Source organism: Streptomyces sp. NPDC059875, from assembly GCF_042731085.1.
Classification (GTDB): Bacteria; Actinomycetota; Actinomycetes; order Streptomycetales; family Streptomycetaceae; genus Streptomyces.
Genome location: NZ_JBHWJZ010000053.1, coordinates 1 through 19,106 on the forward strand (window position 1 = coordinate 1; position 19,106 = coordinate 19,106).

The 19,106-nt window shown below is 71.2% G+C and carries 18 protein-coding genes; 4 read left to right on the plus strand and 14 right to left on the minus strand.

The genetic code is table 11. From position 1 onward, the window contains the following. Positions 1–49 precede the first annotated feature (49 nt). Positions 50–1,807, minus strand: a complete 1,758-nt coding sequence (gene leuA, locus ACFV9D_RS36355) for a 2-isopropylmalate synthase (protein ID WP_385156435.1) — start codon at positions 1,805–1,807, stop codon at positions 50–52. Positions 1,808–2,134: 327 nt separating this feature from the next. Here leuA and ACFV9D_RS36360 point away from each other — a divergent pair, with 327 nt between their 5' ends. Next, positions 2,135–3,205 (plus strand): M4 family metallopeptidase, encoded by a 1,071-nt coding sequence (locus ACFV9D_RS36360; RefSeq protein WP_385156439.1) that lies wholly within the window; start codon positions 2,135–2,137, stop codon positions 3,203–3,205. A gap of 24 nt (positions 3,206–3,229) precedes the next feature. After that, positions 3,230–3,493, plus strand: coding sequence for a protealysin inhibitor emfourin (locus ACFV9D_RS36365; protein ID WP_385156442.1), 264 nt, complete (start codon positions 3,230–3,232; stop codon positions 3,491–3,493). Positions 3,494–3,511: 18 nt separating this feature from the next. Here ACFV9D_RS36365 and era read toward each other — a convergent pair whose 3' ends face one another. The 7 genes from era to ACFV9D_RS36400 form a co-directional block, all read right to left on the minus strand. Beyond that, complete coding sequence (gene era / locus ACFV9D_RS36370) at positions 3,512–4,462, minus strand: GTPase Era (protein WP_385156445.1); 951 nt, start codon at positions 4,460–4,462, stop codon at positions 3,512–3,514. A gap of 29 nt (positions 4,463–4,491) precedes the next feature. Further along, positions 4,492–5,442 (minus strand): WxL protein peptidoglycan domain-containing protein, encoded by a 951-nt coding sequence (locus ACFV9D_RS36375; protein ID WP_385156448.1) that lies wholly within the window; start codon positions 5,440–5,442, stop codon positions 4,492–4,494. A 204-nt stretch (positions 5,443–5,646) separates the two neighbouring features. Continuing rightward, a complete protein-coding gene (locus tag ACFV9D_RS36380; protein ID WP_385156451.1) occupies positions 5,647–6,984 on the minus strand; it encodes a beta-xylosidase in 1,338 nt (445 codons plus the stop codon). Positions 6,985–7,214: 230 nt separating this feature from the next. Continuing rightward, positions 7,215–7,688, minus strand: coding sequence for a hypothetical protein (locus tag ACFV9D_RS36385; protein ID WP_385156454.1), 474 nt, complete (start codon positions 7,686–7,688; stop codon positions 7,215–7,217). 197 nt (positions 7,689–7,885) lie between these two features. After that, positions 7,886–8,248, minus strand: a complete 363-nt coding sequence (locus ACFV9D_RS36390) for a cytidine deaminase (protein ID WP_385156457.1) — start codon at positions 8,246–8,248, stop codon at positions 7,886–7,888. A 27-nt stretch (positions 8,249–8,275) separates the two neighbouring features. Continuing rightward, a complete protein-coding gene (locus tag ACFV9D_RS36395; RefSeq protein WP_385156460.1) occupies positions 8,276–9,010 on the minus strand; it encodes a hypothetical protein in 735 nt (244 codons plus the stop codon). 122 nt (positions 9,011–9,132) lie between these two features. Continuing rightward, positions 9,133–9,954 carry a helix-turn-helix transcriptional regulator gene (locus ACFV9D_RS36400; RefSeq protein WP_385156537.1) on the minus strand — a complete coding sequence of 274 codons (822 nt, stop codon included), beginning with the start codon at positions 9,952–9,954 and terminating at the stop codon, positions 9,133–9,135. A 157-nt stretch (positions 9,955–10,111) separates the two neighbouring features. On the opposite strand from ACFV9D_RS36400, the gene ACFV9D_RS36405 reads away from it, so the two are divergent. Beyond that, the gene (locus ACFV9D_RS36405) at positions 10,112–11,506 is read left to right on the plus strand and encodes an MFS transporter (protein ID WP_385156463.1); all 1,395 of its coding nucleotides are present in this window, start codon (positions 10,112–10,114) and stop codon (positions 11,504–11,506) included. 1 nt (position 11,507) lies between these two features. Here ACFV9D_RS36405 and ACFV9D_RS36410 read toward each other — a convergent pair whose 3' ends face one another. The 5 genes from ACFV9D_RS36410 to ACFV9D_RS36430 form a co-directional block, all read right to left on the minus strand. Beyond that, the gene (locus ACFV9D_RS36410) at positions 11,508–11,861 is read right to left on the minus strand and encodes an MmcQ/YjbR family DNA-binding protein (protein ID WP_385156466.1); all 354 of its coding nucleotides are present in this window, start codon (positions 11,859–11,861) and stop codon (positions 11,508–11,510) included. After that, positions 11,851–13,158, minus strand: coding sequence for a hemolysin family protein (locus ACFV9D_RS36415; RefSeq protein ID WP_385156469.1), 1,308 nt, complete (start codon positions 13,156–13,158; stop codon positions 11,851–11,853). The genes ACFV9D_RS36410 and ACFV9D_RS36415 overlap by 11 nt, the downstream gene beginning before the upstream one ends. 7 nt (positions 13,159–13,165) lie before the next feature. Next, entirely contained in the window at positions 13,166–13,663 is a 498-nt protein-coding gene (gene ybeY / locus ACFV9D_RS36420; RefSeq protein ID WP_385156472.1) for an rRNA maturation RNase YbeY, read from the minus strand. Positions 13,664–13,675: 12 nt separating this feature from the next. Then, entirely contained in the window at positions 13,676–14,698 is a 1,023-nt protein-coding gene (locus tag ACFV9D_RS36425; protein ID WP_385156475.1) for a PhoH family protein, read from the minus strand. 109 nt (positions 14,699–14,807) lie between these two features. Then, positions 14,808–15,920 (minus strand): PfkB family carbohydrate kinase, encoded by a 1,113-nt coding sequence (locus ACFV9D_RS36430; protein ID WP_385156478.1) that lies wholly within the window; start codon positions 15,918–15,920, stop codon positions 14,808–14,810. 290 nt (positions 15,921–16,210) lie between these two features. On the opposite strand from ACFV9D_RS36430, the gene ACFV9D_RS36435 reads away from it, so the two are divergent. Next, positions 16,211–17,545, plus strand: coding sequence for an MFS transporter (locus ACFV9D_RS36435; RefSeq protein WP_385156481.1), 1,335 nt, complete (start codon positions 16,211–16,213; stop codon positions 17,543–17,545). Positions 17,546–17,577: 32 nt separating this feature from the next. Here the strand turns inward: ACFV9D_RS36435 and ACFV9D_RS36440 are convergent, their stop codons facing one another. Beyond that, on the minus strand, positions 17,578–19,044 hold the full coding sequence (locus tag ACFV9D_RS36440) for a purine-cytosine permease family protein (RefSeq protein ID WP_385156484.1): 1,467 nt from the start codon (positions 19,042–19,044) through the stop codon (positions 17,578–17,580). Positions 19,045–19,106 lie beyond the last annotated feature (62 nt).

A 19,106-nucleotide genomic window follows, 5' to 3' on the forward strand; every position in this document is an offset into this window, starting at 1 on the left:
CCGCGATCTCGTGCGAGATCGCGGCGGCCTTCTCTTCGGACGGGACGGGTCAGCGCGCGGCGCGGTTGACCGCCGAGATGACGGCCTTCAGCGAGGCGCGGGTGGTGTTGGCGTCGATACCGATGCCCCACAGGACCTGGCCGTCGATGGCGCACTCGATGTACGAGGCGGCCTGCGCGGAAGCGCCCTCGCTCATCGTGTGCTCCTGGTAGTCCAGCAGGCGGGCGTCCACGCCGATCGCCTGCAGGGCGGCGAAGAAGGCCGAGATCGGGCCGTTGCCGGAGCCGCTCAGGACGGTGTCGACGCCGTCCACGACCGCCTCGACGGTCAGCGTGTCCGTGCCGTCCGTGTCGGAGGTGGTCTGGCCGGAACGCAGCTGGATGCGGCCCCAGGCGTTGTCCGGGTTCGGCAGGTACTCGTCCTGGAAGACGGACCAGATCGCGGCCGGGGTGACCTCGCCGCCCTCGGTGTCCGTCTTCTGCTGGATGATCTTCGAGAACTCGATCTGCATCCGGCGCGGCAGGTCCAGCTTGTGGTCGTTCTTCAGGACGTACGCGATACCGCCCTTGCCGGACTGCGAGTTGACCCGGATCACGGCCTCGTACGAGCGGCCGACGTCCTTCGGGTCGATCGGCAGGTACGGCACCGCCCACTCGATCTCGTCCACGGTCTTGCCGGCGGCGGCCGCGTCGGCCTCCATCGCGTCGAAGCCCTTCTTGATGGCGTCCTGGTGGGAGCCGGAGAAGGCGGTGTAGACCAGGTCGCCCGCGTAGGGGTGGCGCGGGTGGACCTCCATCTGGTTGCAGTACTCGCTCGTGCGGCGGATCTCGTCGATCTGCGAGAAGTCGATCTGCGGGTCCACGCCCTGCGAGAACAGGTTCATGCCCAGCGTCACCAGGTCGACGTTGCCGGTCCGCTCGCCCTGCCCGAACAGGCAGCCCTCGATGCGGTCGGCGCCGGCCATGATGGCCAGCTCGGCCGCCGCCACCGCCGTACCGCGGTCGTTGTGCGGGTGGACGGACAGGCAGACGTACTCGCGGCGGGTCAGGTTCCGGGACATCCACTCGAACCGGTCCGCGTGCGTGGACGGCGTCGAACGCTCCACGGTGGCGGGCAGGTTGAGGATGATCTCGCGACCCTCCTCGGGCTGCCAGACGTCACAGACCGCCTCACAGACCTCCAGGGCGAAGTCCAGCTCGGTGTCGGTGAAGATCTCCGGGCTGTACTGGTAGCCGAAGATCGTCTCGTCGCCCAGCAGCTTGTCCGCGTACTCCATGACCAGCCGCGTGCCGTCGACGGCGATCTGCTTGATGTCCTCCTTCGAGCCGCGGAAGACGACCCGACGGAAGGTGGGCGCGGTGGCGTTGTACAGGTGGACGGTGGCGCGCTTGGCGCCGACCAGGGACTCCGCGGTCCGCTCGATCAGGTCCTCGCGGGCCTGGGTCAGTACGGAGATGGTGACGTCGTCCGGGATCGCGCCCTCTTCGATGATGGAGCGCACGAAGTTGAAGTCGGTCTCGCCGGAGGACGGGAAGCCGACCTCGATCTCCTTGTAGCCCATGCGCACCAGCAGGTCGAACATCTCGCGCTTGCGGGCGGGGCTCATCGGGTCGATCAGGGCCTGGTTGCCGTCGCGCAGGTCGGTCGACAGCCAGCGGGGGGCCTTGGTCACGCGCTGCTCGGGCCAGGTGCGATCGGGGATGTGCACGGCCTCGTACCGGCCGTACTTGTGGATCGGCATGCCGGACGGCTTCTGCAGCTGGGTGGCGTTGGTGATGGGCGTGGGGCGGCCAACGGGCTGGGACATTGCGTAGGGCTCCTCGGGTCCGGGAGTGGGGGTCCCCCCTGCTCGAGCGAAGCCGAGAGCTCGGGGGAGGCCGACTGTGGCGCAACACCAGGTCCCGCGGGGAGGGGGTCGGCCTACGACTACAGGCCCTCGCCGCGGCAGCTAAGGAGAAGCAGCCCGAAACGCATGATGTGCCGCAGCCTAGCTGAGGTCCGCCGAGCGCGGACATCTCGGTCCAGTATGCGGGACGGGTGAGAACGAAAATAAGAAAAGGTGACGAATCACTCCATTTCGCGGATCCTGGTCGCCTCTAGTGACAGTCGCGTGACCCAGTGCCACATTGCTGGGATGACCTCCCACGCGTACGTACCCGTCCACCCCGTCTTCTGCACGATCGTGCCGCCGCACCTGCTGGAGCACCTGGCCGCGTCCGACAACCCGGCCGTCGCGGCGACCGCCCGGCGCACCCTGGTCGCCGACGCGGCGAACCGGACCGGCCGCCTGCTGCCCCGCCCGGCCGCGCCCACGGCCGTGGCGCCGGGAGCGGAGCCCGCGCGCCCCCGGCGGACCATCTACGACGCCCAGGGCGCCACGGAGCTGCCGGGCGTCACGGTCCGCGAGGAGGGCCAGGAGGCGACCGGGGACGCGACCGTCAACCGCGCGTACGCCGGGCTCGGCGCCACCTTCGAGCTGTTCCTGAAGGCCTTCGACCGGGACTCGATCGACGGCGCGGGCCTGCCGCTGCTCGCGACGGTCCACTACGACCGGAACTACGGCAACGCGTTCTGGAACGGCGAGCAGATGGTGTTCGGCGACGGTGACGACGAGATCTTCCTCGACTTCACGCTCCCCGTGGACGTGATCGGCCACGAGCTGGCGCACGGCTTCACGCAGTACACGGCGAACCTGGAGTACTTCAGCCAGTCGGGTGCGCTCAACGAGTCCGTCTCGGACGTCTTCGGCTCCCTGGTGAAGCAGTACACGCTGGGCCAGAGCGCGCAGGACGCCGACTGGCTGATCGGCCAGGGGCTGTTTCACCCGAACGTGGAGGGGACGGCGCTGCGCTCGATGAAGGCGCCGGGCACGGCGTACGACGACGACGTCCTCGGCAAGGACCCGCAGCCGGGCCACATGGACGACTACGTCCGCACGAGCCGGGACAACGGCGGGGTGCACATCAACTCGGGCATCCCGAACCACGCGTTCTACCTGGCGGCGACCGAGCTGGGCGGCAAGGCGTGGGAGCGGGCCGGGCAGATCTGGTACGACGTGATGACACGTGGGGTGCTCACCCCCGAGACCCGCTTCAACGAGTTCGCGGCGGCCACGGTGGCGGCGGCGAAGGCGCGGTACGGGGACGGGGAGGAGATCCAGGCCGTGCTGAAGGCGTGGGCGGCCGTCGGCGTACCGACGGACTGAGACCCGGGCTGGTAGACAGTCCCCATGCGGATTCGAGTGCGGCGCACCGGCGGTTTCGCGGGCATCGAGCGGTCGGCCGAGGTGGACACCTCCGGCCGGCCGGACGCCGGTGAGTGGCAGACCCTGGCCGCCACCGTCCTCCGGGAGGGCGACGGTGACGTCCGGGGCGTGCCGGACGGCTTCTCGTACGAGATCACGGTCGACGGCGAGACGGTCCGCTGCTGCGACCCCCGCCTGACCGAGTCGCAGCGCGCTCTGATCGCGAAGGTCCTGAAGGAAGGCGCCTAGACCGGGGGATCTCGGCCCCTAGAAGCCCAGCTTCCTGAGCTGCTTGGGATCCCGCTGCCAGTCCTTCGCGACCTTGACGTGGAGGTCGAGGAAGACCGGGGTCCCCAACAGCGCCTCGATGTGCTTGCGGGACTTCATCCCGACCTCCTTCAGGCGGCTGCCCTTCGGGCCGATGATGATCCCCTTCTGGCTGGGGCGCTCGATGTAGACGTTCGCGTGGATGTCGAGCAGCGGCTTGTCCGCCGGGCGGTTCTCCCGCGGGATCATCTCCTCGACGACCACCGCGATCGAGTGCGGCAGCTCGTCCCGTACGCCTTCGAGCGCGGCCTCGCGGATCAGCTCCGCGACCATCACCTGCTCCGGCTCGTCGGTGAGGTCGCCCTCCGGGTAGAGCGGCGGGGACTCCGGCAGGAGCGGGATGAGCAGATCGGCGACGAGCTGTACCTGCTTGTCGCCGACGGCCGAGACCGGGACGATCTGCTGCCACTCGAAGCCCAGCTCCTTGCCGAGCTGGTCGACGGCGATGAGCTGCTCGGCGAGGGTCTTCGAGTCGACCAGGTCCGTCTTGGTGACGATCGCGACCTTCGGGGTCTTCTTGATCCCGGCGAGCTCCTTGGCGATGAAGCGGTCGCCGGGGCCGAGCTTCTGGTCGGCGGGCAGGCAGAAGCCGATCACGTCGACCTCGGCCCACGTGGTGCGCACGACGTCGTTGAGCCGCTCGCCCAGGAGCGTGCGCGGCTTGTGGAGGCCGGGCGTGTCCACCAGGATCAGCTGCGCGTCCTGGCGGTGCACGATGCCGCGGACGGTGTGCCGGGTGGTCTGTGGCCGGTTGGAGGTGATCGCAACCTTCTGGCCGACCAGAGCGTTCGTGAGGGTGGACTTGCCCGCGTTGGGGCGGCCGACGAAGCAGGCGAAGCCGGCCCGGTGGACGGCTTCGGTTTCTTGGTTACGAGCGCTCATGCGGGCCATTCTCCCCGATGCGGGGCGTCATCACGTACTCAGTGCCCGGCGGAGCCCCTGCGGCGCCGGACCCGCAGCCCGATCAGCGCCACCGCTCCCCCGGCGAGCACGGCCGCGGCGGCGAGCCAGGGCAGGGCGAGGAAGGACGCACGCCCGGACTCCCGTACGTCCTTCGCGGTGGCCGTGAGGGTCACCTCACCCCAGTCGAACTGCGGCGATCCCGTCCAGCGCTCGGTGAGCCGGATCTTCTGGCGGGGCAGCAGCTCGGAGGGGATCTTCGCCAGGTCGCGGGCGAGCAGGGTGCGGCCGAAGACGCCCTCGGCGCGCAGGGCGACCTTGGGGTTGAGGGTCACGTTGCCGCGGTTGTGGAGCGTGTACGAGATGAGGGCGGTGCTCGTGCCCGCGCCGGGGACGAGCGGCCGGTCCTGGTCGAGGGTGACGTCCTCGACGGCGAGGGCGGGGACGGTGGGGCCGTTGACCCGGAGGTAGAGCCTGGCCGCCACGGCCCGCTGCACGCCGACCGCGACGGAGCCGGTGCCCGCCTCGATCCGTTCGTCGAGGGCGACGAACGCGCCGGGGTGGTCGCCGGGCTCGGCGTCGGCGGGGACGGCGAGGGTGAAGGGCACGGTGACGGAGGAGCGGGCCGGGACCGTGACGCGGGTGCGCTCGGGCGTGATCCAGGCGCCGGCGCCGGTCTGCTTCTCCTGGCTGGTGCGGACGGCGAAGCCGCCGTCGCGTTCGGTGTTGTAGGCGTCGGCGCCGTAGAGCCGGAAGCTGAGCGGCGCGCCGGTCTTGTTGGTGACGGTGACCCGGTCGGTCAGCGTCGTGCCGGGGTCGGCCGAGAGATAGAAGTACGGCCGGCTGCCGAGCTGGGACGCGGCCGGGTAGACGGCCCACTCGCCGTTCTCGGCGGCCCGGGCGGCCGGGGCCCCAGCGCCGATCAGGACGAGGACGGCGGCCAGGACGGTGACGTACAGCCTGCTGCGCACGGTGCGGTGAACCCCCGGGGTCGGAGCGGGCCGACCGGGTGCGCGCCCGGCCCGCTTTCTTGTGGCTCGTTCACCTCCGGGGCGCTTCAGCGTGTGTCGACGGTCGATCGTGCTCGACTGCTCGTTCCTCGCAGCCTCCGCGCGTTCTCCCTTTCGACACCCGCGCGCCCCTTCGACTCACTCGCCGTGTGTGCTGTTCTGCGGTCAGCTGAGCGTGAGCGTCAGGACGCCCGCGTACGAGCCGGGCGCGGTGAACGCCGGGACGTCGAGGGAGACCTTGGCGTCGACGGTGAACTCACCGCCGGTGAGCGTGCCGTTCGGGGTCGAGGCGAGGGTCGCCCCGCCGCTGCCGACCGCTCCCGCGGAGCCGGGGACGCAGGTGCTCGGGCTGCCGGCCTTGGTGGTGCAGGCAGGCGTCCAGCTGAGCTGTCCGGCGCCGATGGAGCCGCCGGGCCCGGTGAAGTCGGTGACCTTGCCGGTCAGGGACCAGCCCGCGGGGCCGCCGCGGAAGTCCTTGACCGTCACCGTCTTCAGATCGCCGGCCGCCGCGCCGCCCTGACCGAAGTCGACGGACGACAGCTGGACCGTGTCGCCGGCCTGGGTCATCGACAGTTCGCCCGCCGTGACGGCCGCGTTGAGCTTCTGGCTGTTCGGCGGCTGCGGGGTGTCGTCGATGACGGTGTACGCGGCCGGTCCTGCGCCCTTCTCCGGGTCCCAGGCCGCCCCCTCGTACGCCACGATCCCGGTGGTCGCCTTGTCGTTGACCATCAGACGGGCGGCGAACCCGCCCTGGCTGTCGGTCGTGACGGTCATCCGGTCGGCGGTCTCCGCCGCTCCGGACCGGCCGACGACGGTGACCTCGGCGAGCGGGGTGAACTTGGCGCCGGTCACGGTGACCCGGACGCCCGGTGCGCCGGAGGCCGTGCCGAGCGAGATGTTGCGCTCGTTGGCACCCGGCTGCGCGCTCGCGACGACCGTCTCGGAGACGGGGGCGGGCGGGTTCAGGACCGTACAGGGGGTGTCCAGCTCCATGAGGTAGCTGGTGTGGATGTTGTAGTCGCCGGGCGACAGGGTGATCGAGCCGGGCTCGGTGACCGTGAACGTACCGGTCATCGAGAACGGCGGGAAGGTGCCCTTGCCGGGGACGGGCGGGTTCTTCTTGGGGCCGGTGACGGTGACCGCGCCGGCTTGGGCGCCGCCGAGGACGACCTTGCCGCTCGGGGTCATGATGTCGGCGGGCAGGGCCAGGTCGACGGGGTTCGAGGCGGCCGGCTTGGTGATCGTGTAGGTGACGGTGACGGTGTCGCCGACCTTGGGTGTGGGCTTGTCGACCGTGATCTCGGCCGTCGTGGTGCCTTCGATCGGCGGGATGCCGGCGATCGGCGGCGGGACGCAGCGGGTCGGGAATTCCACCGCCTGGGACGCGGTCGCCAGGGCGCCGGCCGGAGCGGCCAGCGCGCCGCCGGTGGCGACCGCGAGGGCTGCGGCGCCGAGGACGGCGCCCCAACGCCGTCTTCGGGCGCCGGTTCGCGAGAGTGCCATGTGTGCCCCCTCCTGAGGGATGAGAGGGCGCCATTGACGGCTGCGGGCCAGGAGAAGTCAATGGAATCGAAATGCACCGACTGATGACCCATCAGATACTGTCAAGATCGACGTTTCCCCTGGTCAGCCGCCTGGTCAGTCGACAGTCCAGCCACGCGGCCGGCTGCTCGGCCAGCACAGGTACCGGCGCCGCCCGAGGCGACGCCGGTCGGTGGTGCGAGGAGGGTCCGTCAGAAGACGAACGGCCCCGGCGACTGCGAGGTGAGCGCATCGCAGTTCACGGTCACGCCGAAGATCGTCATCGTGAGCGCGGTGCCCGCGAAGTACGAGTTGAGACTGTCACCGACGGCCACGGTCCCGTTGAGCGGACCGATGGTGACGGACTGGTTGGCCGCCAGGGCCGGGTTCTTCTTGCCGCTGAAGACGCGGGTGCCGCCACCGGCGTTGGCCATCGTCAGCTTGGCGTCGATGGTGTCGGCGCCGACCGCGACCGGCGTCTTGACGGCCGAGGTGAGGGTGATCGTGGCGGCCGTGCCGCTCTGCGTGGCGTTGAGGGTGGCGAGCCCGCCGCCCCACATGCCGCAGTCGTACGTGGCCGTGGCGGTCCCCGGCGTCACGGCGGCGGCCGCCGGGGCGAAGGCGAGTCCGGTCACGGCGAGCGCGCCCGCGAGGACCGCACCGATTCCTAAGTTGCTGCCTCTCATGAGGTCGTACCCCTTCCCGATGAAGCACGCAGGGGTGCGGACGCTGCGTGAAGGCGTGAATCTGACGGTCCGTCGGACCGATCGCTGTTCATTGATGCGCAGCCGGCCGGGGAAGACAAGAGACGTTTCGTTGATTTTTCACAGACACGCAAAGGGGGCCCGGCATGATGCCGGGCCCCCTTCGAATCCGCCGGACCTCAGCCCGCCGTGACCGCCGCGCGCAGCTGCCCGTCGGGACCGGCGAGCAGCACCGGGGTCTCGGGCCCGCCGAGGTCGCGTACCGCCGCGCGGTCCTCGTCGGAGGCGGCGTCGGCGGTCGAGACGACGGCCGCGGCCTCCAGGGACTGGGCGCCGCTGGCCACGGCCATCGCGACCGCGGTCTGGAGCGCGCTCAGCTTGAGCGACTCCAGGGCCACGGTCCCGGCCACGTACGTGCGGCCGGTCTCGTCCCGTACCGCCGCGCCCTCGGGCACACCGTTGCGGGCGCGGGCGCTGCGCGCCAGCGTGATGATCTTGAGGTCCTCGGCGCCGAGATCGCCGTGGTCGCTGCTGAGTGTCATACCCCGAGCATAGGTCGGGGCACCGGGTCAGCTCTGGGCGCCCTTGACGAACTTGTCGGCGGCGAGCTTGGCGAAGCCGTCGAAGTCCTTGTGGCCGGAGGCGTCGGCCGGGACGTGCGCGAACCGGGTCAGGCCGGTGCCCTGGGCGGCGACCAGAAGGTTCGACTCCACCGTCACGTTGACGTCGGTGATGTTCATCTTCATCCGGAAGGCCTGCGCCTCCTGGGCACCCTGCGGAGCGGTCAGCTTCTGGAGGGTGATCTTCATCTTCATGCCCTCCATCTCCGCGCTGAACCCGGTGCAGGTCTCCAGGGAGGTGCCGATCTTCTTGACGTAGTCGACGGCGCCCGTGCCCGGGAAGGTCATGACCTGCTGGCTGAGCAGGGACTCGGAGTTGCCCCGCTCGAAGTCGGCCGAGGCACCCGTGGTCGCACCGGCGACCTTGTCCGCCATCAGCGTGGCGACCGCCTCGCACTCCGGCTTGTCGGCCTTGTAGACGGTCGGGTCCTCCTCCTGGGCCTTGTCGACCTTCCAGCCCGACGGCAGGTCCTTCAGCTCCAGCGCGGCGGCCTTCATCTGGGCGGCCGTCAGGGGCGTGGCGGGCGCCGGGGCGGCCGACGTGGTCTGGCCGGCGGCCGGCTTGTCGGCCGCCTTGTCCTTCTTCGTGTCGCCCTTGGCGTCGCCGCCGCCGCACGCGGCGGTGAGGGAGAGCGCGGAGACGGCGAGGACGGCGGCCAGCCCGTGGCGTATGCGAGTGCGCATGGTGAAGTGCCTCTTGGGGGTACGAGGGTGAGCGGAAGCGTCCGGTGCGCCGCAGCTTGCGGTCCCCGGACGGCGAGGAATATATACGGCCCCGGTGACAGCCCGGTGCGAGGAGTACCCGCTCAGCCCGCCACCGGATACATCGCGCCGCGCCGCCCCTCCGGGGAGACCAGCCACTCCAGCTTGGCGGCCGTGTCGGCCCGCGGCAGCGGGGTGTGCATGACGATCGTCAGGTCGGGGCGCGCGGGCACCCGCAGCTGCGTGGACTCCACGTGCAGGACGCCGACGAGCGGGTGCTGGATCTCCTTGCGGATCTGGCCGCCCGGGGAGATGTCCCGCCGCTCCCACAGCTCGGTGAACTCCTCGCTCGCCGCCTTCGCCTCCTCCACCACCGCGCGGAAGCCCTCGTCGTCCGGGCACTCCGAGCAGGCGGCCCGGAACTGGGCGACGACCTGCGGTGCGAGCCGCTTCCAATCGGTGGACCGGGAGCGGTAGATCGGGTCGGTGAAGAAGGAGACGAGACAGTTCTGCGAGGTCTCCGGTCGCATGCCGAGGACGACCGACGCCGACTCGTTGTACATGATCGTGTTCCAGTACACGTCCATGATGTGCGCCGGGAACGGCATCCACGCGTCGATCAGCCGCCGCAGCCCCGCGCACATGTCCCGGGCCGCCGGATCGACCTCCGGGGCGGGCGGGTTGAGCGCGGCGAGGACGTACAGGTGACGGCGCTCCGCCGGGCTGAGGCGCAGCACCCGGGCGACCGAGTCGAGGACCTGCGGGGAGACGGTGATGTCCCGCCCCTGCTCCAGCCACTGGTACCAGGAGACCCCGACGCCCGCGAGGACGGCGACCTCCTCCCGGCGCAGGCCGGGCGTACGGCGGCGGGCCCCGCCGTCCGGGAGGCCGGCCTCGGCCGGGGTGACCCGGGCCCGACGGCTCATCAGGAACTCGCGCAGTTCGGCCAGTCGGTGCGCCTTGGGGTCCGTGTTCTCGACCGCTGTGGCCACGTGTGCTTCCTCCCCCGGATGCCTGGTGGTGCGACCAACAGGATAAGTTCCCGCTCCCCACGCTTGTTCCCGCCCGCCGAGGGTGGTGTCCATGGCAACCACGCTCACTTCCTCAGCTCCGGCTCCCACCCCACCGGCCCTGACCGGCCGTTCCCGGCTCGTCCTCTTCGTGCTGTGCGCCGCCCAGTTCATGGTGGCGCTCGACTTCTCCGTACTGAACGTGGCGCTGCCCGTCCTCGGCTCCGACCTCGGTCTGAGTCCGTCCGCGCTGCAGTGGGCGGTCACGGCCTTCGCCCTGCCGTCCGGCGGGTTCCTGCTGCTGTTCGGCCGGATCGGCGACCTGTACGGGCGCAAGAGGCTGTTCCTCGCGGGCCTCGCGCTCTTCGGCGCGGCCTCGCTGCTCGCCACGTTCGCCTGGGACCCGGCTTCGTTCCTGGCCGGCCGGGCCCTTCAGGGCCTCGGAGCGGCGGCGATCGTACCGACCGGCATGTCCCTGCTGACCACCACGTTCCCCGAGGGCCCGGAGCGGGACCGGGCGCTCGGCATCTCCGGCACCGTGCTGTCCCTGGGCTTCACGGTCGGCATGATCCTGGGCGGGGTCATGACCGACACCCTCGGCTGGCGCTCCACGATGGGTCTGCTCGCGCTGTTCTCCCTGATCGTGCTGCCCCTCGCCCCCGGACTGCTGCGCGAGTCGCGGACCGCGGACCGGCCGCGGCTCGACGTGCCGGGCGCGGTGACCGTGACCGGCGGTCTGCTGGCGGTGATCTACGCCCTGTCGACGGCGGCCGAGCGCGGCTTCGGCGGCACGGACGTCCTCGTGACCCTCGTGGTGGGAGTGCTGCTGCTCGCGGCCTTCGTGGCGGTCGAGTCCCGGCACGAGTCCCCGCTGGTCTCGCTGCCGATGCTGCGGCGGCGCACGGTGGCCTTCGGCAACCTGGGCGGGCTCGTGACCTTCTCGATGATGTCCACGGTCGTCTTCGTGCTGACCCTGTACCTCCAGGAGACGCTGGGGCTCTCGGCCTTCGGCACCGGTCTGGTCTTCGGTGTGCAGGGCGTCCTGTCGGTGCTCGCCGGGTCGGTCGCGTCGAAGGTGATCGGGCGGATCGGCGCCCGCCGCACGCTCGCGTTCTCCCTGCTCGGTCAGGGCGTGTTCGTGGCGACGATGCTGGGCCTCGGCACGGATTCGGGTGCCGTGTTCGCGACGATCGCGGTCTCGCTGGCGAGCATGTGCCACCTCGGCGCGATCATCTCGTACGGCGTGACCGCCACCTCCGGTGTCCCGGACGAGGAGCAGGGCCTGGCGACCGGACTGGTGACGACGACCCAGCAGGTCGGCATCACCGTCGGCATTCCCCTGCTCGGTGTCCTCGCGACGACCGGCCCGAGTCTGTACGACGGTGTGCGCACCGTTCTCGCCGTCGACGCGGCGATCGTGCTGGCGGCGGCGCTGCTCGTGGCGCTCGGCCTGCGACGCAGGGGCTGAGCTACGGCCGGTCGAGGCGGAGCCGTACCGCCTTCGGCAGACCCGCGACCACGAGGTCGTAGGAGTCCTCGATGAGCTCCCGGACCATCCGGTCCGGGAGTTCGCCGACGGTCACCGTGTTCCAGTGGCGCTTGTTCATGTGGTAGCCGGGGGCGACGGCCGGGTACTCCTCGCGGAGCCGTACCGCCTCCTCCGGCTCGCACTTGAGGTTGATCCGCAGCGGCCGGCCGTCGAGCCAGGACAGCGCGAACATCTTCCCGGCGACCTTGAAGACGGAGGTGTCCGGCCCGAAGGGGAACTCCTCCGTCGCGTCGTTGAACTCCAGGCAGAAGGCGCGCAGCTGCTCAGGCGTCATCCCGCTTCCCCTCGGCTCGTACGGGTACGGGCTCCACGAGCACCGTCACGATCTTGTTCCGGCGGCCCGCCGGGGACTCGGCCGTCAGCCGCAGCGAGCGCCCGTCGGGCAGCTCCACGACCGCCTTGGCGCCCGCGATCGGCACCCGGCCCAGCGCCTTGGCGAGGAGTCCGCCGACGGTCTCCACGTCCTCGTCGTCGTACTCGTCGGGGCCGAAGCCGTACAGCTCGCCGAGGTCCCCGATGTCGAGGCGGGCGGTGACGCGGTAGCGGTCGTCGCCCAGGTCCTGGACCGGCGGGAGCTCGCGGTCGTACTCGTCGGTGATCTCGCCGACGATCTCCTCCAGGATGTCCTCGATCGTGACGATCCCGGCCGTGCCGCCGTACTCGTCGATGACGACGGCGACGTGGTTGCGCTCCTGCTGCATCTCCCGCAGCAGGTCGCCCGCGTTCTTGGTGTCCGGCACGAAGGCGGCCGGACGCATCGCCGTCGACACCAGGTCCGCCTCGGCGTCGCGGTTGATGTGCGTCTTGCGGACCAGGTCCTTCAGATACACGATGCCGACGATGTCGTCCTCGTTCTCGCCGGTGACCGGGATCCGCGAGAAGCCGGAGCGCAGCGCGAGCGTGAGGGCCTGACGGATGGTCTTGTACCGCTCGATGCAGATCAGGTCGGTGCGGGGCACCATGACCTCCCGTACGAGCGTGTCGCCGAGCTCGAAGACGGAGTGCACCATCCGGCGCTCCTCGTCCTCGATCAGCGACTCCTGCTCGGCGAGGTCGACCATCGCCCGCAGCTCGGCCTCGGAGGCGAAGGGGCCCTTGCGGAAGCCCTTGCCGGGGGTGAGCGCGTTGCCGATGAGGATGAGCAGCTGCGGGATCGGGCCCATGACCCGGGCCAGCGGCAGCAGGACGTACGCGGCGGCGGTCGCCGTGTTCAGCGGGTGCTGGCGGCCGATGGTGCGCGGCGAGACGCCGACGGCCACGTAGGAGACCAGCACCATCACCGCGATCGCGACCAGCAGCGCCTCCCAGGTCTCGGGGAACTCCTCCAGGCAGGCGTACGTGACGAGGACGCCGGCCGCCATCTCGCAGGAGACGCGCACGAGCAGCGCCACGTTGAGGTAGCGGGTGGGGTCGGAGGCGACCTGGGCGAGTTTCTCGGCGCCGCGCCGCCCCGACCGTACGGCCTCGGCGGCGCGGAAGCTGGAGACACGGGCGATACCGGCCTCGGCGCAGGCGGCCAGCCAGGCGACGATCACCAGGCCGACCGCGCCGAGGATCAGCGATGCGTTCATCGGGGGCTCAGGAGACGGTCGGCGCCGGGGACGGGCCGGTCAGGCCCTTCTCCGCGCGCCAGCCGTCGACGATGGCCGCCTGGAGACCGAACATCTCGGCCTTCTCGTCCGGCTCCTCGTGGTCGTAGCCGAGCAGGTGCAGCACTCCGTGGACGGTGAGGAGCTGGAGCTCCTCGTCCATGGAGTGCTGCGTCTCCGCGTCCTTGCCCTGCTGGGTGGCGACCTCGGGGCAGAGCACGATGTCGCCGAGGAGCCCCTGCGGGGGCTCCTCGTCGTCCTTCGACGGCGGGCGCAGCTCGTCCATCGGGAAGGACATGACGTCCGTCGGGCCCGGCAGGTCCATCCACTGGATGTGGAGCTGCTCCATCGCCTCCGCGTCCACGACGATCACCGAGAGCTCGGAGAGCGGGTGGATGCGCATCCGCGCGAGGGCGTAGCGGGCGATGTCGAGGATCGACTGCTCGTCGACCTCGGTTCCGGACTCGTTGTTGACGTCGATCGACATGGTGCTCAGTTACTACTTCCCGTTGCGGCTGTCGTACTGCTCGTACGCGTCGACGATACGGCCGACGAGCTTGTGCCGGACGACATCCTGGGAGGTGAGCATCGAGAAGTGGACGTCCTGGACGCCGTCCAGGATCTCGCGGACCTGTCGCAGACCGCTCTTCGTGCCGCCGGGCAGGTCGACCTGGGTGACGTCACCGGTGATGACGATCTTCGAGTCGAAGCCGAGGCGGGTGAGGAACATCTTCATCTGCTCGGGGTTCGTGTTCTGCGCCTCGTCGAGGATGATGAACGCGTCGTTGAGCGTCCGTCCTCGCATGTACGCCAGTGGCGCGACCTCGATCGTGCCCGAGGCCATCAGCTTCGGGATCGAGTCGGGGTCGAGCATGTCGTGCAGCGCGTCGTACAGCGGCCGCAGGTAGGGGTCGATCTTCTCGTAGAGGGTGCCGGGCAGGAAGCCGAGCCGCTCGCCCGCCTCGACGGCCGGCCGGGTCAGGATGATCCGGGTGACCTGCTTGGACTGCAGGGCCTGGACCGCCTTGGCCATGGCCAGATACGTCTTGCCGGTACCCGCGGGGCCGATACCGAAGACGATCGTGTGCTTGTCGATCGCGTCGACGTACCGCTTCTGGTTGAGGGTCTTGGGGCGGATGGTGCGGCCACGGCTGGAGAGGATGTTCTGTGTGAGCACCTCGGCCGGGGTCTCCTGGCCTGCCTCCGCATTGCCGTTCTCGCTCGCCCTGAGCATGGCGATCGAGCGTTCCACTGCGTCCTCCGTCATCGGCTGTCCGGTGCGGAGCACCAGCATCATCTCGTCGAACAGGCGCTGGATCAGGGCGACTTCCGTCGCCTCGCCCACCGCGCTGACCTGGTTTCCCCGGACATGGATGTCGGCCTTCGGGAACGCCTTCTCGATCACGCGCAGGAGGGCGTCACCGGAGCCGAGAACGGTCACCATCGGATGCTTGGCGGGGACGGTGAAGAGGGCGCGGGTCTCGCCCGGCGCGCCATTACGGGCTGTGGGTGTCTGAGTCATGGGCCGGCACTGTGGCCTGCACATACCTCCTGTTGCAGGGTTCTCGCTGCTCGACAACCTCTGGGCTACCAAGCCTACGACTTGTCACTGACAAGGCCGAAGGCTTTTCCTAGCCCGCGGCTCTGAAGCCGATCGTGGGAACCGCGCGGCGCAGCGGCCAGGGGCGGGTGGCCGCCGGGAGGAGCCGCTCCAGGAAGGCGTAGCGGCCGCGCAGGGCGTCCGGGTCCTGGCAGGCGTGGTCCTGGACGTGCTCCCACCAGGCGGCGACCTCGCCCCAGCCGGGCGCGGAGAGCGAACCGCCGAACTCCTGCACCGACAGGGCCGCGATGAGTCCGGCGAAGGCCAGCCGGTCGGCGAGCGGCCAGTCCGCGAGCGTCCCGGTGACGAACCCGGCCACGAAGACGTCGCCGGCGCCGGTCGGGTCGAGGGCGGAGACCTGGATGGCGGGCACCTCGGCGGTCTCGCCGGTGGCCCCGTCGACCGCGTAGGCGCCCTCGGCACCGAGGGTGACCACCGCGTAGCGGACCTTGTCGGCGAGCGCGCGGGCGGCGGCCCGCGGGCAGTCGGTGCGGGTGTACCGCATCGCCTCCTGCGCGTTGGGCAGGAACGCCTCGCAGTGCTCCAGGTCGCTCAGGCCGTTCAGGTCCCAGCGGCCGGTGTCGTCCCAGCCGACGTCCGCGAAGACCTTCGCCCCGCCGCGGGCGGCCTGCGCGACCCACTCCTCGGCGCGCCCGGGCACGAGCGAGGCGACGGCGGCGCGGGCGTGCGGCGGGTAGGCGGGCAGGGCGCCGTCCAGGGGCGGTGCCTCGTGGCCGTGGGAGACCATCGTGCGCTCGCCCTCGTACGCCATGGAGACGGTGACCGGGGAGTGCCAGCCGGGCACGGTCCGGGAGAGCGAGAGGTCGATGCCCTCGCCCTGCTCCAGGGCGTCCCAGCAGTACTCGCCGTAGTGGTCGTCGCCGAAGGCGGCGGCGAGCGAGGTGCGCAGGCCGAGGCGGGCGAGGGCGGTGGCCATGTTGGCGACGCCGCCGGGGCTGGACCCCATGCCCCTGGCCCAGGACTCGGTGCCGCGCACGGGGGCGCTGTCGAGGCCGGTGAAGATGATGTCGAGGAAGACCGTGCCGGTGAGGAAGACGTCGCAGTGGGGGTCGGTGGGCTCGCGCAGGCGCACCAACGGGTCGACCCCGGCGTCGTGTTGCTGGTCTCCCCTTGCTGTGGTCACGGCGACCTCCCCGAACGTGGTGCGGATCAGGTCAGTGTGCCTGATGGGGGTCGGGTGACGGGGGTGACGCAGCCAGGAAAGCGGACGCACCTACCCGGGCAATCCGACCTCAAACCCATGGTGACCCAGATCACAAGGAGAATGGGTGGATTCCGGCCTCTCCGGCCTTCTCCGGGCCTCGGTTGCTTGATACATATATCCCGCGATCCCGTGCAACACCGGGCGCTCCACTCCCCCTACGCCCTGGCGGCGCGGGGACCCCCACCCTTCCCTTGTTCCCTGGAACGCCCATGTCGTCGCGCCCGCGTGCCCTGGGGCCTCTCGTCGCCCTGTTCACGGCCGGTTATCTCGCCCCGTACCTGCTGCCCACCGTCGTCGGCCGGCTCTCCGCCGGACTCGGCCTCACCCCGGCCCAGGCGGGCCTGGTGGGATCGGTCCTCCTCCTCGCCTCCGCGTCGGCGGGCTTCACCCTGGCCTCGCGCGTGGAGCGGTTCGGCCCGCGCCGGGCGGCGCGGGCCGGCCTGCTGGCCATGTGCGTCGGCTACGGATCGGCGGCGCTCACCGCGAGCGTTCCGCTGGTGGTCGGCGGCGCGGTCGTGGGCGGTTTCGGCTCGGGTACGACGCTGGCGGTGGCCGCGGCGGGCATCGCGGCGCAGCGGGACCCGCACCGGGCCTCGACGCTCGGCCTGCTCTCGGTCTCGGCGACGGCCGGCGCGCTCTACCTCACGCTGCCCCACCTCGGCGGCGGCCACGCGCTGCCGTTCGCGTCGATCGCGCTGGCGGCGGCGCTGGTGTGGCCGCTGACGGGCGGCCTGGCCGGCGGTACGGTCCCGGCCGGCCGGGCCTCGGAGGCGCCGGGCAGGGGCGAGGGTCCGCCGCTCCCCCACCGGCGTTCGGGCCTCGTGCTCGCCGCCGCGATCCTGCTCTGGTCGATGGCACAGAACGCCCTGTGGGGCGTGAGCGGCCGGATCGGCCTCACGCAGGCCGGGCTCGGCGAGGTCACCGTCGGCGCGGTCTTCGCCGTGGCACTGGGCGCCGGGCTCGCGGGCGTCACGGCCGCCGGGGCGCTCGGCTCGCGGCTCGGCCGCGCGGTCCCGATCGGCGCCGGTACGGCGGTCATCGCCGTCTGCGTGCTGGTCAGTTCGAGCGCAGGGAGCCTGCCCGCCTTCGCGACCGGCGAGATCCTCTGGAACCTCTTCTACCCGGTCGTCCTGTCCTACCTGCTGGGCCTCGCCGCCTCCCTGGACCCGCGCGGCCGCTGGGCCGTCCTGGTCGGCTCGGCGTCCTCCCTGGGCGTGGCCTGCGGCCCGGTCGTCGGCAGCGTCCTGTCCGAGCGGGCCGGGTACCCGGGCATGGGCATGGTGCTCTGCGCCCTGCTCCTGCTGATCGCGGTCCCGATGACCGCGGTCGCCCTGCACACCTCGGGCCGCCCGCTGGTCCCGGGCTCCGTCCGCCGCCGCGGTGGCGCCCCGGCGGCCGTGGTCGCGGGCACGACGACCGCGGCCACCGGCCTCGTCCCGCAGATGGGCGCGCCGGAACAGGAGGTCACCGAGATCCCGGTCCCCTCCCGCCGCCGGGCCGACCGCCTCGCCTTCCGCCTGGCCCGCCCGAGCGACCGGGGCTAGGGCCTGTCCGACCCTGATCCGCCGGACAGGCCCTAGGACCTCCGCGGCTGCCGGCGCGCCGCCCGTAGGGTGGCGTCCTTCCGCATCAGGACCGCGTAGACGGCCATGGAGACCACCATGCCGACGGGCAGCGAGAGGTCCACCCCGCCCAGGGCCTCGGCGACCGGGCCCGTGTAGGGGGTGTCGACGCAGAGGGCGGCCGAGGCCACGCCCACGACGAGCGCGAGGGCGCCCGCCCCGTTGACGCCGCCGGTGTACCAGAAGGGGCTGTTCGGGGTCTCGTCCGAGAGGGCGAGTCCGTCGTAGCGGCCCCGGCGCAGCACGATGTCGGTGGCGTAGACGGCCATCAGAGGGCCGATGAGGACGACCGCCAGCTGGAGGGCGTTGCTGACGGTGTCGAGGAGGCTGGAGGCCAACAGACCGTAGAGGGTCAGGGCCACCGCGACGGCCCCGTCGAAGAGGACGCTGACGGAGCGGCGGACGCGGATGCCGACGGCCTGGAGGGCGAGTCCGGCGCTGTAGGCGGTCAGGGCGTTGATGGCGATCGTGCCGAGGACCAGGGCGAGCAGGAAGACCGGGTGGAACCAGCCGGGAAGGATCTGCTCGAGCCCGGTCTGCGGGTCGGTCATGTCGACCGCGGTGGCGGCGGCGGCGCCCAGGAAGCAGGTGGTGACGCTGGGCAGGAAGGCGCCGAAGGCGGTCCACCCGACGATGCCCTTCCGGGATGCCGTCCGGGGCAGGTAGCGGGAGAAGTCGGCGCTGGTGGTGTAGGACAGCGGCCCCGAGGCGATCATGGTGGTGCCGGCGAGGAGGACGGCCCACAGGTCGAGGCCGGTCAGCGGCTCGGCGGGCCGGTACGAGAAGTCGGCGTGCCCGACCACCGCGAAGGCCACGACGGCGAACGCGGCGGCGAGCGCCAGGGTGATCGGGAGGTACAGCTTCATGATCATCGCGTGTCCGTAGACGCTGATGGCCAGGGTGAGCGCGGCGATGACCACCACGACCACGACCTTGACGCCGGTGTTCGCGGTGATGCCGGCCTTCTCCACGAGGGCGAAGGCGGCAGCCGCGGCGGCGGCCAGGTTGAGGGCGAAGTAGCAGACGGAGACCAGCCAGCCGCCGATCGCGTTGTTGGCGCGGTTGCCGATGACGCCGTAGAGCGCCCTGGTGATCACCTCGCTGGGGGCGCCCGCGGCGGGGCCCGAGGTGGCGAGCAGGCCGGTGAGCAGCCAGAAGAGGTTGCCCACCACGATGACCGCGAGGGACTGCCACAGGGTCAGGCCCATGAGGACGAGGGCGCCGCCGATCACCAGGCTGAGGTAGTTCACGTTCGCCGCCGCCCAGACGGAGAAGAGCTCTCGGGGGCGGCCGCGGCGCTCGGAGTCGGGGATGTGGTCGACACCGTGGGCCTCGATACGGCCCGCGCGGTCCGAGGCCGGCCGGGCGGCCGCGCGCTCGTCGTCCGCTCTGGGGTGCGGGTCAGGAATCGTGGACGCCACGGGGCCCTCCGGGTGCTGGTCAACCGATCACTCGCTTATTGGTCGCACACTCAATAACATCG